This window comes from Sedimentisphaera salicampi (genome assembly GCF_002117005.1).
Lineage (GTDB): Bacteria > Planctomycetota > Phycisphaerae > Sedimentisphaerales > Sedimentisphaeraceae > Sedimentisphaera > Sedimentisphaera salicampi.
In genome coordinates this window covers 1200530-1215007 of the sequence record NZ_CP021023.1, presented here as the reverse complement: position 1 = coordinate 1215007, position 14478 = coordinate 1200530, and the positions used below count along the sequence as shown (strand labels likewise).

Annotated in this window: 16 protein-coding genes, 1 tRNA gene and 1 pseudogene; 11 read left to right on the top strand and 7 right to left on the bottom strand. The window is 46.0% G+C overall.

What is annotated here, in order from left to right:
* Positions 1-81: 81 nt before the first annotated feature.
* A complete protein-coding gene (gatB, locus tag STSP1_RS04555) occupies positions 82-1545 on the bottom strand; it encodes an Asp-tRNA(Asn)/Glu-tRNA(Gln) amidotransferase subunit GatB (protein ID WP_085755215.1) in 1464 nt (487 codons plus the stop codon).
* 425 nt (positions 1546-1970) lie between these two features.
* Here gatB and STSP1_RS04550 point away from each other — a divergent pair, with 425 nt between their 5' ends.
* From STSP1_RS04550 to STSP1_RS12820, 9 genes and pseudogenes are all read left to right on the top strand, one after another.
* Positions 1971-2195 (top strand): hypothetical protein, encoded by a 225-nt coding sequence (locus STSP1_RS04550; protein WP_085755214.1) that lies wholly within the window; start codon positions 1971-1973, stop codon positions 2193-2195.
* Between the two features lie 151 nt (positions 2196-2346).
* Positions 2347-2694: a hypothetical protein gene (locus STSP1_RS04545; RefSeq protein ID WP_123806982.1), complete on the top strand. Its 348-nt coding sequence runs from the start codon at positions 2347-2349 to the stop codon at positions 2692-2694.
* A gap of 474 nt (positions 2695-3168) precedes the next feature.
* On the top strand, positions 3169-4347 hold the full coding sequence (locus STSP1_RS04535; RefSeq protein WP_085755211.1) for a hypothetical protein: 1179 nt from the start codon (positions 3169-3171) through the stop codon (positions 4345-4347).
* A gap of 148 nt (positions 4348-4495) precedes the next feature.
* Positions 4496-4690 carry a hypothetical protein gene (locus tag STSP1_RS04530; RefSeq protein WP_085755210.1) on the top strand — a complete coding sequence of 65 codons (195 nt, stop codon included), beginning with the start codon at positions 4496-4498 and terminating at the stop codon, positions 4688-4690.
* A complete protein-coding gene (locus tag STSP1_RS12825) occupies positions 4680-4871 on the top strand; it encodes a helix-turn-helix domain-containing protein (RefSeq protein WP_085755209.1) in 192 nt (63 codons plus the stop codon). The genes STSP1_RS04530 and STSP1_RS12825 overlap by 11 nt, the downstream gene beginning before the upstream one ends.
* Positions 4868-5116, top strand: coding sequence for a hypothetical protein (locus tag STSP1_RS04520; protein WP_085755208.1), 249 nt, complete (start codon positions 4868-4870; stop codon positions 5114-5116). The genes STSP1_RS12825 and STSP1_RS04520 overlap by 4 nt, the downstream gene beginning before the upstream one ends.
* Positions 5097-5549, top strand: a complete 453-nt coding sequence (locus tag STSP1_RS04515; protein ID WP_085755207.1) for a hypothetical protein — start codon at positions 5097-5099, stop codon at positions 5547-5549. The genes STSP1_RS04520 and STSP1_RS04515 overlap by 20 nt, the downstream gene beginning before the upstream one ends.
* Before the next feature lie 355 nt (positions 5550-5904).
* Positions 5905-6138: a hypothetical protein gene (locus STSP1_RS04505; RefSeq protein WP_085755205.1), complete on the top strand. Its 234-nt coding sequence runs from the start codon at positions 5905-5907 to the stop codon at positions 6136-6138.
* A pseudogene (locus STSP1_RS12820) lies at positions 6138-7025 on the top strand (tyrosine-type recombinase/integrase); the annotation flags it as partial. The gene STSP1_RS04505 and the pseudogene STSP1_RS12820, both read left to right, overlap by 1 nt.
* A gap of 415 nt (positions 7026-7440) precedes the next feature.
* On the opposite strand, the gene STSP1_RS04495 reads toward STSP1_RS12820, so the two are convergent.
* The 6 genes from STSP1_RS04495 to STSP1_RS04470 all read right to left on the bottom strand — a co-directional run bounded on the left by STSP1_RS04495 (position 7441) and on the right by STSP1_RS04470 (position 11888).
* Positions 7441-7526 (bottom strand) — tRNA-Leu (locus tag STSP1_RS04495).
* An 85-nt stretch (positions 7527-7611) separates the two neighbouring features.
* Positions 7612-8517 carry an FHA domain-containing protein gene (locus STSP1_RS04490; RefSeq protein WP_085755204.1) on the bottom strand — a complete coding sequence of 302 codons (906 nt, stop codon included), beginning with the start codon at positions 8515-8517 and terminating at the stop codon, positions 7612-7614.
* A 290-nt stretch (positions 8518-8807) separates the two neighbouring features.
* A complete protein-coding gene (locus STSP1_RS04485; RefSeq protein WP_085755203.1) occupies positions 8808-9284 on the bottom strand; it encodes a flavodoxin family protein in 477 nt (158 codons plus the stop codon).
* Positions 9277-10038, bottom strand: coding sequence for a LolA family protein (locus tag STSP1_RS04480; RefSeq protein ID WP_085755202.1), 762 nt, complete (start codon positions 10036-10038; stop codon positions 9277-9279). The genes STSP1_RS04485 and STSP1_RS04480 overlap by 8 nt, the downstream gene beginning before the upstream one ends.
* A 95-nt stretch (positions 10039-10133) precedes the next feature.
* Positions 10134-10559 (bottom strand): ACT domain-containing protein, encoded by a 426-nt coding sequence (locus tag STSP1_RS04475; protein ID WP_085755201.1) that lies wholly within the window; start codon positions 10557-10559, stop codon positions 10134-10136.
* A gap of 24 nt (positions 10560-10583) precedes the next feature.
* On the bottom strand, positions 10584-11888 hold the full coding sequence (locus STSP1_RS04470) for a phenylacetate--CoA ligase family protein (protein WP_085755200.1): 1305 nt from the start codon (positions 11886-11888) through the stop codon (positions 10584-10586).
* Positions 11889-12078: 190 nt separating this feature from the next.
* On the opposite strand from STSP1_RS04470, the gene STSP1_RS04465 reads away from it, so the two are divergent.
* Positions 12079-12621: a sigma-70 family RNA polymerase sigma factor gene (locus STSP1_RS04465; RefSeq protein WP_085755199.1), complete on the top strand. Its 543-nt coding sequence runs from the start codon at positions 12079-12081 to the stop codon at positions 12619-12621.
* The gene (locus STSP1_RS04460) at positions 12611-14311 is read left to right on the top strand and encodes an NPCBM/NEW2 domain-containing protein (RefSeq protein WP_085755198.1); all 1701 of its coding nucleotides are present in this window, start codon (positions 12611-12613) and stop codon (positions 14309-14311) included. The genes STSP1_RS04465 and STSP1_RS04460 overlap by 11 nt, the downstream gene beginning before the upstream one ends.
* Positions 14312-14478: the final 167 nt, after the last annotated feature.

Genomic DNA, 14478 nt, shown 5'->3' with positions numbered 1-14478 from the left:
GGGAGACCTTGCAGCATGCCAAACAAAACCTCCCCAGATAATTGGGGAGGCTTTATTACTATCAAAACTGCAAGCAGGTTTTTATCCGTCAAGAAGTTTGGCTATAATCTCGTTTGCCACCTTCGGATTCGCCTGCCCCTTCGATTTTTTCATCACCTGCCCCATAAGGAAGCCGCGTGATTTCTTTGGCTTTTTGCCGTATTTGGCATCTTCCACGGCCTTGGGATTCTCCTCAAATACCTCTTTGACTATCCCTTCAAGCTCACCGGCATCGCTCTTTTGAATAAGATTCATCTTTTCTGCAAGCTCCATCGGTTCGCCTCCCGAATCAATCATCGCATCGAGAATCTTCTCGCCTGCCGAAGAGCCTACCGTGGAATCATCCATCATCCTCGCAAGCTCTGCAATCTTCTCTGCGGGTATGCTAAATTCAACGAAGCACTTATCGGCCTCTTTCGCCCGCTTGAGACCGTGCTGAGTGAGCAGATTGCATACCCGTTTGGCTGAGCCGCCGCTGTTTATTGCGTTCTCAAAGTATTCTGCCATCTCTCGCTGGGCTGTGAGCACAGATGAATCGTATTCGCTGAGCCCAAGCTCGCTTATGAACCGCTTTTCCTTTTCTATCGGCAGCTCCGGAAGCCTGGATTTTATCTGTTCAAACCACGGTTCATCCAGCTCCACAGGCACTAAATCCGGATCGGGAAAATAGCGGTAGTCGTTTGCAAGTTCCTTGTTTCTCTGGTGAAGCGTTATTTCTCTGTCCGCATCCCAGCCTCTTGTGGATTTGGGGGTATTCTCCCATACGCTGCCATTTTCCATAAACTCATTGAGCTGGCGTTTTGTCTCGTAGTCCACGCTCTTTTCGAGGGCCTTGAAGCTGTTGAGGTTTTTCACTTCAACGATAGCTGTGCGGTACTGCTTGCCGTCTTTTTCAATCTGAAGATTGATATTCGGCTCAAAACGCATATGCCCCTTCTGCATACTTCCCTCGGATACGCCGAGGTACTGAACAATCCTCTGCAGCTCTGTGGCCATATGCCGAACTTCTGCGCCGCTGTTCATATCCGGTTCGGTTACGATTTCCAGAAGAGGCGTCCCGGCGCGGTTGAGGTCCACCTGCGAATAGTCGGCGGCTTCATGGCTGTTTTTTCCAGCATCTTCTTCCAGATGCGCCCGGATAATCCGTACGTTTTTTGTGCCCCCCTCGTCTGCGGGGATTTCAATCGTCCCGTTCTCGCTCATAGGAAGGTCGTACTGACTTATCTGATAGCCCTTGGGAAGGTCCGGGTAGAAATAATTCTTCCTGTCCCACTTCGTATATCGGGGGATATCGCAGCCCAGAGCAAGCCCCGCAAGCACGGAATATTCGTAGGCCTGCCTGTTCATTACCGGAAGCGTGCCGGGCATACCGAGGCATACCGGACATACTCTGGTGTTGGCTTCGCCCCCGAAACCGGTCGGGCAGCTGCAGAACATCTTTGTTTTGGTCTTGAGCTGAACGTGTATCTCAAGGCCGACTATCGTTTTGTATTTTATGCCGCTCATAATTACTCGCTTTTGTTATAATGCTTATTCGGCCGCTGCACGTTGAAACGAGCCTGAGCCGATTTTATTCCGGCTGTAAATTGTAAGATAAAATATTCGGGTATCAAGTTTTGTTTAATTTATGCCGGTTGAATGTGTGCGGCATTTCTGGGCAAGGCCTTTATAAACTGATATTTTCTTAAGCTGAATGTCCCTAAGATTCGCTAAACACTAACTCTGCTGATGATTTTAGCTTAGTACATATACAAGCGGGAAGGGGATATCAATTGTGAGCTGCGGGAGGGGGCTGATAAGCTTCGTCCGGTTTTTGCAGATGCGATACTGAATTTTTTACATAAAAACAGCGTAATCAAGGGGGGAGCATTGCCAAAAGCTGATCCTGCTTCCCTGCAAACTCATCTGCTGCTTCTCGCAGCGCATAAAAAATGCCCAGGACTGGAGTCGAACCGGTTTCTTTAACCCACCAGAATAAAAGCATTTATGAAATCAGCGATTTTGAGGCGGTGCATAATCCGGTGCACTTTTCCGAACTTTCAAAAGATTTGCAGCAGATTGTGAAGCTATGGCCTGCCGTTCCGGAAGGTATCAAACAGCAGATTTTCGATTTGATAATCGGAAGCTTGAGCAGCACCGCTCAGGATAAAGGATAATATTATAAACTATTTACGAGGTAAAAAATGATGGATTTATTGAGAGCAGTTTTCCTAATCGCAGGCGGCTGGACGGTTCTTGTGATTTATTTTTTTGCAGCCGGCGGACTGATAACTTTAGCTGAAATGATATTTTAATTTACGAGGCTGAATGATGGATGATATTTTTATGAACTCGCCCACAGAGGAAGAGCTTTCGAAGAGCTTTATTTCAGCGGAAGAATTATCGAAGAGCTTTATTTCAGCGGAAGAGCTTAGCGAAGATTTGAAACGAGCTGCTGAAGATGATTCGGTTTATGAACGCTTTGAGCAGGTTATAGAGAGCCACAAGCTTCGCAGAGACTACGAGAGAGCGAGCAGAGGCGATGTGGTTCGAAGCTTTCAAGCTAAAGGAATTTCGAACGAACATCTCCAGCATTTATGGAAACGATACCGCCGAGAGAATCCGGGCAGCGGATATTGTTTCAAGGTAGAGCAGAGCTGTCTTATTCGGTGGTGAGCTATGGGGGGATATCAAATTGTTACAGACCGAAGGCCTGAAGACCACAGCCCTAAGCAAGCAATTTTTTTGGCAAAAATGGGAGGTAGGGTGAAAGTTGGTTATTCAATCACCAAAAAGCGTTTACGGTATTGTCAGGCCGGTTTTAACCGGCTGGAGCAGCAGTCAGAAACGGGCGATTTAAGGCCGAAAATAATTCGAGTTTCTGCGGGATATACCTTTAAGACGTTCCCCCATTTCCCCCATTCTGCAGGATATACCTTGAAGACGTTCCCCTAAATCCCCTAATCCTGCGGGATGGTTCAAAGCTTCTTATAAAACCGCTGATTATCGCCAAAAGGCCGGCTCTTTTGAAATGTTTTCCGGAAACAGTATAATCTTAAACGAGCGGACTAATTACCCGCTCAGGTGGGCTTTGCTTGCCGTCTTGCGAAGCTCACCATTACTTATTAAGGCGGCAGAAAGACGGCAAATATGCAGGACGCAATTTATAAACAGTTGGCAGGCTTATGGAATCTCTTAAAACATCTATGCGAGGTAGATACTTCCGGCGAAATCGAAGAGCTTAGAGCGGAGCTTGAAGCCTTATATTTAGACTTTGCAGACGCTCACGAATGGACATCTCCGCAGGCCTTCTTTAACAATATCGAAAACGAAACTTCAGCCCCGAGCCCTGAATTTATAAGATTTACAAAAGCCGCTGCCGAGCGAGTTTTTTTCCGTACCGGCGAAGGCATACCTGTAAAATCGAGGTGTAGTTTTATTCAAGCTCAGAAAATTGCAAGCGAGATAAAAGAAGCAAGATTTCCATCTCCGCCCTTATTTGCAAGGATTTGCGACTTAGCAGATACCATCGAATCTTTAGAAAGCTTTCCGCTCTTTCAAGCAATACGAGAACCCGTTTACATATCCCCTGTATATCCGCTTGCTGCTCAAGCAAACGAGGATTTGACCTATATTTATATTATCAAAAAGAAGGATTTCGACCGTTTGACAGAGAACGGCTTCGAGCCCCTTGAGAGCGCTTTATCCGGAGGCAGGAAACTAAATATCCACATATCACCGAGAGAGCCTCTCACGCCTGAACAAAAGAACACGATCATCTCTGTTGTTGGGAGCGGGCAGCTCTCAAATATCCGCCGTTTTCTGCGGAAAGAATTTCACGGGGAAGAGCTAAGCGAATACTCTTGGACGGATATTTACGAAGCTATTGAGCAGGCCGGCAAACTCTCTCAGGAACAGCAGGCCGGCAAGCCGGAGCGAGAGAAAAAGAACCCTGCTAAAAAGGAAGCCGAGAAGGCAATCAGGAAATTTGTAATACAGCGTTTTGAAGAAACTGGATTGCCGGTTATTCCTAAGGAAATAGCAGCGCATATCGAGCCTAAGCTTGGATATAGAGATTTTAAATCTGCGCGAAAAGCCGTTTATTCAAGCAAGGCATATAAAACATTCTTGGCAGAAGGGAAGATTTGCAAAGAACGGCAGAAGGGGCGGGGAGAATATACGGGCAGCGTTGCCCCCTCCGAGCAAGTGAATAATCACACAGGCAGCGGGCAGGAAGCTCTAAAAAATCTTGAGAACAGAGAAGAGATACTTGGGATTTACGAAGAGCAAAAGAAAGAGCCTGATTTCAATATGTACCCCTCTGATTGATTCCTTCTTATTCTTAGAATAGATTAGAATAAAAAAAATCGCTAAGTTATTGCAAAACCGCATTTTGCCGCATTTCATTAGAACAGCTCCCCATTACAAAGGCAGCAGCAGTTGCTGCCGGAATTAAAAATTTTTTACGGGAGCTAAAATGCTAAAAAACTTTTTTACAATTCACGAATTGGCGGAAATCCTCGATGTTGATTCTCAGCGTATTGAGGATTGTTATCTTTCAGGACGGCTTGACCCCTCTAAAACCACTGTTATCGGCGAAACTCGTTGCATACCTGCCTTTTATATCAAAGATGTAAAAGCAGCGATACAGGAGGTGGATAATGCAAGCTAAAGAAAAAGCTCAAAGCCGCAGGCTGCTCACTGTTAAAGAGGCTGCTGGATTCCTTTCGGTTTCCCCGAGGACAATCGCAAGCCTGAAAAAATCAGGCCAGCTTCCACAAGTGAAATTGCGGCGAGCCGTTCGCTTCGACATTAAAGACCTTGAAGCTTTTATTTTGAGGTGTAAGAAATGAAAACTGAAGATATTCCCAAACGATATCGCAAAATGTATGAGAGAGCGATTGCGGGAAAACTTTCGGCAAAGCAGGCTATAAAATGCCATTGCATTCATTGCTTCGGCTGGAAGGCCTCAGAGGCTCGCAAATGCGAAAATACCAGCTGCCCCCTGTACCCCTTGAGCCCTGCCGCCGAAGCCCTTAGAGAACGCCAAAACTCTCCAGAGGAGGACTTGAGCGGAAATGTGCAAGAGCAAGACTAAAAAGCTAAACATTGTACTTCCAGCAGGCCTTATTTCAAGCAAGGCCTTCAGGGATATTAAGACGGCGACAGCTCACGTTGTTTTAATGGAGCTATACGCAAGCCGCCGAATGGTAAAGAACAGAAACTCAAATGGCAAACACGTGCAGTGGAGTATCGCAAACAACGGGCAGATAGTGTTTCCGTACAAAAAGGCGAAGGAAAAATTCGGATACGGCGAGCGAAGATTCAAAAATGCAATTGACCATCTCGAAGAGCTTGGATTTATAAACATCGAGAGGGGTGGAGGACTTGAAGGCAATTGTAATAGCTTTTGGATTTCAGAGCGTTGGCGGAAGTATGGAACAAGTGAATTCGAGCCGGCGAAGCCTCCCCCGAAGCAGCCCCACGGTTTCAAAAAGGGCAATAAGTTTGGCCGAAACTGCAAAATTTGATTTAGTTGCAGGTGTTGTTGACAACAGAGCCCCTCTGTTACGGACAACAGAGGTTATGCCGGAATCAGGCAGCGCTGTAAACTTTGGACAACAGAGGTTATGCCCCTGAGAGCTTCTAAAACGGATTTTTTGAAAGTTGGGGGCTCTGTTGTATATAACAGTATTCTAAGTATTAGCCACCCTCTCAATCAATATACGCTTAGAGATAAGCCAAAAGAGGAGGAAAACAGAAGGAAAACATATTTTTGCGCAGAAAAATTTCAAAGGATAAAAATAATCTATAATAATAAAAGCCGGTGCATTGTTTAACGGCGGAGGCCTGCGGGTTATTCGGGAAAGATAAATTTTTGAAATAATGCTTGAATACTTTATTGAAAGAGAGTACACTGTGATTATGGATATTTACAAAACAATCAGAAAAGAGCTTTTGAAATCAGAGAAAACCCGATATGCGATCTGGAAGGAAAGCGGAATATCGGAACAGATACTCTGGAAGGTTTACCATTCAGAACAGCCCTGCATATCTCTAAAGAACGCTGAAGACCTTCTCGAATATTTCGGATATGAACTCCAAAAGCGAGGGAAATAATGGCGAGTTTAATCAAATCAAACGGCAGGTATTATGTGCAGCTTAGTCCGGGCGAGAATATCAGCCGCCCGAAAATATCGCTTGGCAAGCTCACCAAACGAGAGGCCGCCGCCTGCAAGCTCAATATTGAGAATCTTATCCGCTCCAGAGCAAGCGGGCAGGCTTGCAGCTCCGCAACCGCTGAATGGATAAACAACGCCGCTGATGGTATTCGCTCCAGACTCGAAAAGCTCAATCTCATTGAACCGAGAGAGAAACCAAAGGATTACACGGTTAAAGAATGGACGGCAAAATATATCAAGCTTAAAGAATCAAACACCGCTCTTTCAAAGAACACAATCAAAAAGTATTACAGCACGCAGAGAAAGATTGAAGCGTTTTTCAGAAACGAGCATTTACACGAAGTTACCCCTGAGCTTGCCCTGAGATTCAGATATTACCTTCAGAAGGCAGGCGGATTAAATGAAAATTCAACCCGCCTGAGCATCAGGCTTATGAGAGAGATTTTCAAATTTGCCGTAGACAGCGGAGTTATCGACAAGAATCCTTTCCTTAATCAGGCAATTACAATAATGCCGAATCCTGAAAGATTCTTTTACGTAACGCCGGAGCTTGCAGAGGAAATTTTACAGGCCTGCCCTTCAATCGAATGGAAGCTCATATTCGCCCTTGCAAGGTTTGGCGGGCTTAGAACACCATCAGAGACTTTCGGGCTTAGGTGGGAAGATGTGCACTTTGACAAAAAGACTTTTACCGTTCACGCTCAAAAAACAAAGCACCACGAAGGCGGAGGCATTAGAATCGTTCCGCTGTTTCCGGAGCTTGAGAGCCTTCTCACACAGGCCTTGGAGCAGGCAGAGTCAGGGCAGGAGTATGTTGTATCAAAGCTCCGAGGCGAGAACCTGAGAACGCAATTTACGAGAATTCTCAAGCGGGCAGGAATCAAACCTTGGCCGAAACTTTTCCAGAATTGCAGAAGCTCAAGAGAGACTGAACTCTTCAAATTGACAAATGGAAATGTTAAAGCGGTTTGCTCTTGGATAGGAAACACACCGGAAATCGCCTTGCAGCATTACGCTCAGCTAACAGAAGCAGACATTCAAGAGGGCGCAAAATTATCAGTATTGAAATCGGCTGAAAAGGCGGTGCAAAAAACGGTGCATAATCCGGTGCAGAATAGAGCTGCACAGGTTTGCACGGACTCACAGGAAGGCAGGGCAAGCAGTGATGTAAACCCTTGCGATTGCAAGAGTTTGCAAAAGAAAAGCCCTTCCTTGCATAACCAGACAAAGAAGGGCGAAATGCCCAGGACTGGAGTCGAACCAGCACTCCCTAAAACGGGAACTAGGCCCTCAACCTAGCGCGTCTGCCAATTCCGCCACCTGGGCAAAAGAGAAAGGGGATTTTAATGTTTCAGCTGTTTATATCAAGAATAATTGTGAAAAAATTTCAAAAAGAATTAAAAATCAGGCCTTACTGCTCAGCGGATTTCTTTATTACAGCATCAATCTTGGCTGCTACTGTCTCGCCGAATATCACCAGATAATCGAGGTCGGTGATAGCGTAATGTTCCTGTTCGCAGGTGTTGTCAACATAGGCTGCAAACCGCGTGTTGTCTTCAAGTACGAACGAGACAATCAGTGCAGAGCGGAGATTGAATTTCTGATTTGCCCGAAGCATCCTCGGCACAAGCACGTGCTCCATCTGTTTGATTGAGTATATGATATGGTTGTTCAGTTTAATGTCGTCGAAGGTAACTTTTGTGCTGTCTCTGTTTCTCCCGTAAGATTCGAGAACGCTCGTGGCTTCAGAGTTGAGCACTCCCGCCCAGCAATGGCATGCGTGGAGGTCTTTTATTACCGTTCTTACCCAGTATTCGAGCAGTTTTGGTGTTTCGTCTATCATAAGCACATCTGCAAGGTGCTCGCGGATCTTGCGGAATCTCTCGTTGCTAAGGCGGAGCATGGGGTTGTCATCAGAACGCATATTACGCGTGATTATATCCCTGCTCTTGATCTCAACGCTGTCTGAAACATCCAGCCCCTCAACGACCGTGTCTTCAAGGTGGGCAGCTCTCGGACGCTCTTTGTCCTTATGAATCCGAGGCCTGAGTTCAAAGCAGGATATGTTGATAACATCCCCTGGCTTGAGGATAGCCTTCCAGATCTCTTTGCCGTTGATTTTTGTGCCGTTAGAGGAGTGCTGGTCTTCGATTACCCAGTTGTTGTCGTCGTCGTTGTAGATAACAGCGTGCTTTCTGGATACAGATGAATCCGGAAGAAAAACTTCAGAACCAATCTCCCTGCCAACCCTGATCGGGCCGCTGTCGAAACGAAGCTCATTAACACTCTCGCCGTCTTTGAGAACAGTCAAATTCATAAACGCCTCCCTCTGCGGTTTTTTCTATTGCGATTAAATTATCTCAAATTACACCGGTGAAGTCAAGAAAAAATGATTTCAAAATGCTAAATGAACGGGGAGGCTGCAAAACAAGAGCGGCAGCGGATTAACATTTTAAGCTCTGCTAAAGGGGCCTCGCAATAAATCTGCCGAAGGGGCAGCGAATCAGCGGAAAACTGATTACTGCTGCACTCTACACGAGAGTCCAGCGATATGGCTTTGAACTCCCAATTGGCTCGCCCCCCTGAGTCCATTAGAGGCTTGGAACTTTATTCTGCGAGTTTGAGGGTGAGCTGAGCGATTCTCTTTCCGAATCTTTTGCACTGCTTCTGGGCTCTTTCGTTTGGTTTGGAAAGTGAGACAGGCCCGTAATGGTCGCCCTGAGGGTCGCCCTGTATCACAAATCCATGCACCAGAAGACAGCTCAGGATTCCCATAAGCGTGGTTTCGTTTCCTCCGCCAACATTCACGGCACTCGTAAACGCCCCGCCTACTTTCCCGTCGAAGCGTCCGTGCCTTTTCACAGTCTCATCCAGCAGTTTTTTCATCTCGCCTGCCATCTGGCCGTAGTAGGTTGGCGAACCGAGCACAAGAGCATCAGCCTCTGCCATCTCCTCCACTGTTACATCTGCAACAGCCTTGCATTCAGTGTCGAGGTTTCCCTCATTCATCGCTTCAGAGATCATCTCAGCCATAAGCTTGGTATTTCCGCTGCGTGAGTAGTATATTACAAGTGCTTTAGCCATTTTTTTCTTCCTTTGATTTAGTTCCGGTTTTTTCTAATCTCTTTATATTCTCTGAAAAACCTTGAGGAGTTTCAACGGAAAAATCCTTCTTTTCGATTTTTCCATCTATTTTTACGCTGCTGAAGCTGATGTGCATTGTTTCGCTCTCATCTTTGAGCCTTGCGGTTATCTTCTGGGGAACAAGCAATTCCTTATCAATCTCAATAATGAGCTCTTTTTTCTTGTCGCTCTTTTTATTGGGCTTGAGGCTGAGGGTGAATTTTTTATCATTCTCCTCAATCAGTTTAATCTGATAGTCTTTTTTGAGCTTCTCCCTGCTCCCGAAGCCCACTAACGGAAAATCCTCTGCCAGGAGGTCTAAGGTGTCCATAGGCTCGTTTTCAGGTGCAAGCTGCAATCTGGAGACCTGCTTGAGGGGATAATCGAATTTCACAAGCCATACGCCGTTGAAAACGTATCTCTTTTTTTCCTTCTTTGCCTTGCCGTCATCTTTTTTCTTTGTAAGGAAAACTACGGCCGCCTTTTCTCTTTTTTCCCCGTCTTTAGTGTTTCTGTAGAAGGAAAATCTGCCTGAATACTCTGTTTGAGTCTTGAAAATCCCGTTATCTTCTTTTATGGTGTATTTTATATCGCTTCTAAATGAGCTGATAGAATCAGCACGCTTCTCGAGCTTTGATATAAGTTTGTCAACCTTCTCGCCGCCTGCAAGCAGTGCTGAAGAGATCAGAACGAGAGTTATAAAAATTCTGCGCATAAATAAATCCTAACTGAATCAAAATCAATTATTAGTAGTGGTTTAGAGGCGATATTGTTCGCCTTCGGGCAAAAGCTGCTTTGAGGCAGGGCTTACTAAAGAATTACATCACTGCTTAAGACGTTCAGCCCTTTATCGCTGAGAACCTTGGCTGCCTCTTCGGGTTTTTCGAATCGGAAAACCATAATCGCCTTGCCCTGCTGCCTTTCCATAAAGCCGTACATATACTCTACGTTGAGCCCGTTGTCGGTAATCGTATCGAGCACTTCAGCAAGCCCGCCCGGGCGGTCCTGAATCTCCACTGCCACCACGTCGGTTATGTTTGCAGTTACGTTGCTGCTTTGCAGAACTTCGATTGCCTTCTCGGGCTTGTTCACAATCACCCGCATTACGCCGAAAGATTCGGTTTCTGCAATATTCAGCGCCCTGATGTCTATATTGTTTTCGCCGAAAAGCCGGCACACCTCAGAGAGCCTTCCTGCTCTGTTCTCAAGAAAAACTGAAATCTGAGTAATCTTCATTATTCACCTCACAAAATTGCGGGATTATCTCTGGCCTCTTTTATCGATAACTCGCTTAGCCTTTCCCTCGCTCCTTGCCACTGTACCGGGCTCTACGAGCCTTACATTCACTCCCAGCGAGAGCACCGAATCCATCTTCTCTTTAATCTGTCTCTCAAGGGCCTCGAGCTGCTTGATCTCATCGGAGAACATCTGCTGCTCCACCTCAACCTGAAGCTCTATCGTATCCATCCCGTTAGAAGCACGGTCAACGATTATCTGATAATGAGGCTGAGTGCCTCTTATGCTTAGCAGAACATCTTCAATCTGAGACGGGAATACATTAATCCCTCTGATAATCATCATATCATCAGTTCTGCCCTTGATCTTGCTGAGTCTGGGGCTGGTGCGTCCGCACCTGCATGGCGAGACATCCATACTCACTATATCCCTCGTGCGGTATCTGATAAGCGGGATCCCCACCTTAGTGAGAGTTGTGATTACAAGCTCGCCGTCTTCTCCGGGCGGGAGCTGTTTTCCTGTGGCAGGGTCTATAATCTCAGGATAGAATACATCGCTGAATATATGCAGGCCGTCTTTATATGTGCATTCCTGGCATACGCCCGGTCCGATTATCTCGCTGAGCCCGTAAATATCGGTTGCTAAAAGGCCGAGAGATTCTTCGATTTCATCTCTCATAGAATCGCTCCAGGGCTCTGCCCCGAAGATGCCTATTTCCCAGCTGCTCTCTGCCGGATCCAGGCCGGACTTTCGCGCCTCATCTGCCATATACAAAGCATAGCTGGGTGTGCAGGCGAGGATTCGGGGCTTGAAGTCCTGCATCATCTTGAGCTGCCGCTGGGTGTTGCCGCTGGAAGCGGGGATCACTGTAAGCCCCATCTCGATTCCGCCGTAATGAAGGCCGAGCCCGCCTGTGAACAGCCCGTATCCGTAGGCCACCTGAAGCATATCGCCCTGCTCTGCGCCGGCAAGGCAAAGACACCTCGCCACTACAGTAGCCCAGAGCTGCAGGTCTTCCTTTGTGTAGCCCACAACCGTAGGGTTTCCTGTCGTACCGCTGGAAACATGCACCTCTGAGAGCCTTTTTACATCTGTTGAGAAAAGGCCGAAGGGATAGCTGTCTCGAAGGTCTGTTTTGTTTGTGAATGGGAGCTTTTCGATATCTTCAAGCCCGTTGATGTGTGAGGGGTTTAGGCCATCTTTATCCAGCTTCGCCCTGTAAAAATCCGAATTCTGGTAAACATATTTTACCAGCCTTGAAAGCCTGGCAGACTGCACCTCTTTAAGCTTATTCAGAGGCATCTGCTCGATTTCTTTGTTCCAAATCATTTCCGCACCGAGACTAATAATATTATCATTTTCAATGCTCCAACTTCAGAGATTATAATAAACTGAAATGTATTTATCAAGAAAAGGGTATTGTTATTGAGGGATAAAACTCAAGAAAAAGAAAAAAATTGTTAAATCCAAAATATTTTTTGTAAAATAATGCCCCTAACGGATAAAGGCATACAGAGAAATGGAAAAGTTTAATGAAGACAAACGCAGTGAAGATACCAACCGCTTCTTGAGGCTGCTTATGAAGCACGAGAAACGTGTGTATGCTTTTATACTTTCCATGGTATCAAACAGCAACGATGCTGATGATATCATGCAGGAAGTAACTACCGTAATGTGGAAGAAGTTTCCTAATTACAAGGAAACAATGAACTTCAGCAGCTGGGCAATGACTATCGCAAAGTATCAGGTGCTCAGTTTCTACAAGAAAAACAAGAACAGAAAAGTAAAGTTCAGCAGCAATCTTTTAGAGCTTCTCGAACAGGACTACTGCAATGCAGAGCCTGTTGATGAGCGGACAGAACTGCTTGAGGTATGCTTAAAAGAATTAAAAACTCTGGATAAAGACATAATTCGATTGAGGTATGAAGACAACCTCACGTTAAAAAGCATTGGAGCCAAGATCTCCAAATCTACAAGGGCAACCCATTACGCCCTTGCAAGGATACATAAGCTTTTAATGAATTGTGTTCGCAGGAAAATGGCAGGACAGAATGAACTCTAACGGGCAAAACATAAATCTATACGCTCTGATACTGGCCAATCTGGACGGCTCAGCAACCGAGAAGATGCAGCAGCAGCTCGCTGACATTCTCGAATCTGATGCGCAGGCGAGGGGGATATATATTGATTTTGTGAACCTCTACAGCAGGTTCCGCACAAGCGGTGTTTCCGAGCTGATGGATGTAGAACGCAGCAGTTTGAATATAACAGAGCAGATGTTTGAAGAGCTTCTCAAAGAGGAGCGAAACGCCCCGTCACTGGGCAAAAAAGGCAAACAATGCCCCTCCTCAGAAAACTGCATAATAGAGGCTGAAAGTAAAAATGTAAAGAGGTTTCCAAAGTATAAGATTTATCTTTTTGCGGCCTGCGTGGCTGCTCTTATAGCAATAATTACAATCCCTCAGATCTTTCAGGCAAATTTCAACCCTACTTCTGTGGGCAAAATAAGCGATGCGCTGGATGTACGTTCTAATTCAGGCAAAGAGATTGCCTCCGGACAGAATATATTTATCTCCAGAGAATCTACAGTGCTTGATGAGGGCTGTCTTGAGATGCTTTTCGATAACGGGGCGATTATCACGATAGAGGCTCCTGCAAAATACAAGATTGTTTCAGAAGACAGGATCGACCTCGACTATGGTATGCTCTATGCCACTGTGCCTCAGAAAGCTATAGGGTTTGCAGTGAAATCGGGAAATACCAACGTGGTAGATCTCGGCACAGAATTCGGCATCCATTCCATGCTCAACGGAGATACCGAGCTCCATGTTTTCGACGGCAAGACCACAGTAGCCGCGCTGAACGGCTTTGACCGCGTGAGTATGGATGTTACAGGGGGAACTGCAATAAATGTTTCCGATTCAGATGGGAAAGTATCGCTTACAGACCTTAAGCCTTTCAGCTTCATACGACACATAACTGAAGAAAATGGGATAATGTGGCGAGGTGAAGGATTTATAGACCTCGCAGATATAACAGGCGGCGGAACCGGCTTCGGCACCGGAAAAATAGGCTCCGGATATCTGCCTAACACCGGCAGTTATGAAACCAGCTACGAAGGCGTTTCAGGTTTAAGAAAAGGCGAAAGCGGCTACAACAAAGTGCCGGATAATCCGTTTATAGACGGGGTTTTTGTCCCCTCAGGCAAATCTGCGGTGATAAATTCTGAAGGGCATAAATTCAGCTGGGACAGTGAGACCAACTCTATTTTCTTCACCATAGCAGCCAACGGCCCGAGCATAAGCGAAAGGCCTAAATACCGCGGGCAGTATAAGGTAAAACCATACGGCCCTCATTTGGCGTGTTATCCGCTAAACCTCGGCGATGTTCAGTACGGCACTGAAGAACATCCCGCTGTCTATATGCACACAAACTCAGGGATCACCTTTGATTTGGAACAGATGCGGGAGTATGTGGATTTCGCACCTCTGGATAAATTTGAGGCTCGAATCGGAATACCTGAAAATACTCTCGAAAGGGCGAAAGTGAAATTGAGCTGGTATCTGCTGTTTGACGGAGAGGTTCGTTATTCGCGGGAGAACACAACTGTTGCTGATGGAGCGGTTGATGTGTCGCTGCCTGTTGAAGATACAAGGTTCATAACCTTTATGATTACCGATGCTGAAGGCGATCAGGCTTACGATTGGTGCCTCATGGGCGATCCGAGAATCACACTGGAAACACCTCAATAGATGGGAAGGTAGATAAACCGCAAAACCTAAAGATTGGAAATGCGGTTAGAAAGTGCAGGCCTTTTCGCAGGGGAAAGATAAACACGGACTATCAAGCACAAACCCAAAGCTGGCCAAAAATCAATTGCCGCTTGCCGCAAAATTCTGAACAATATGTGAACTCTGCG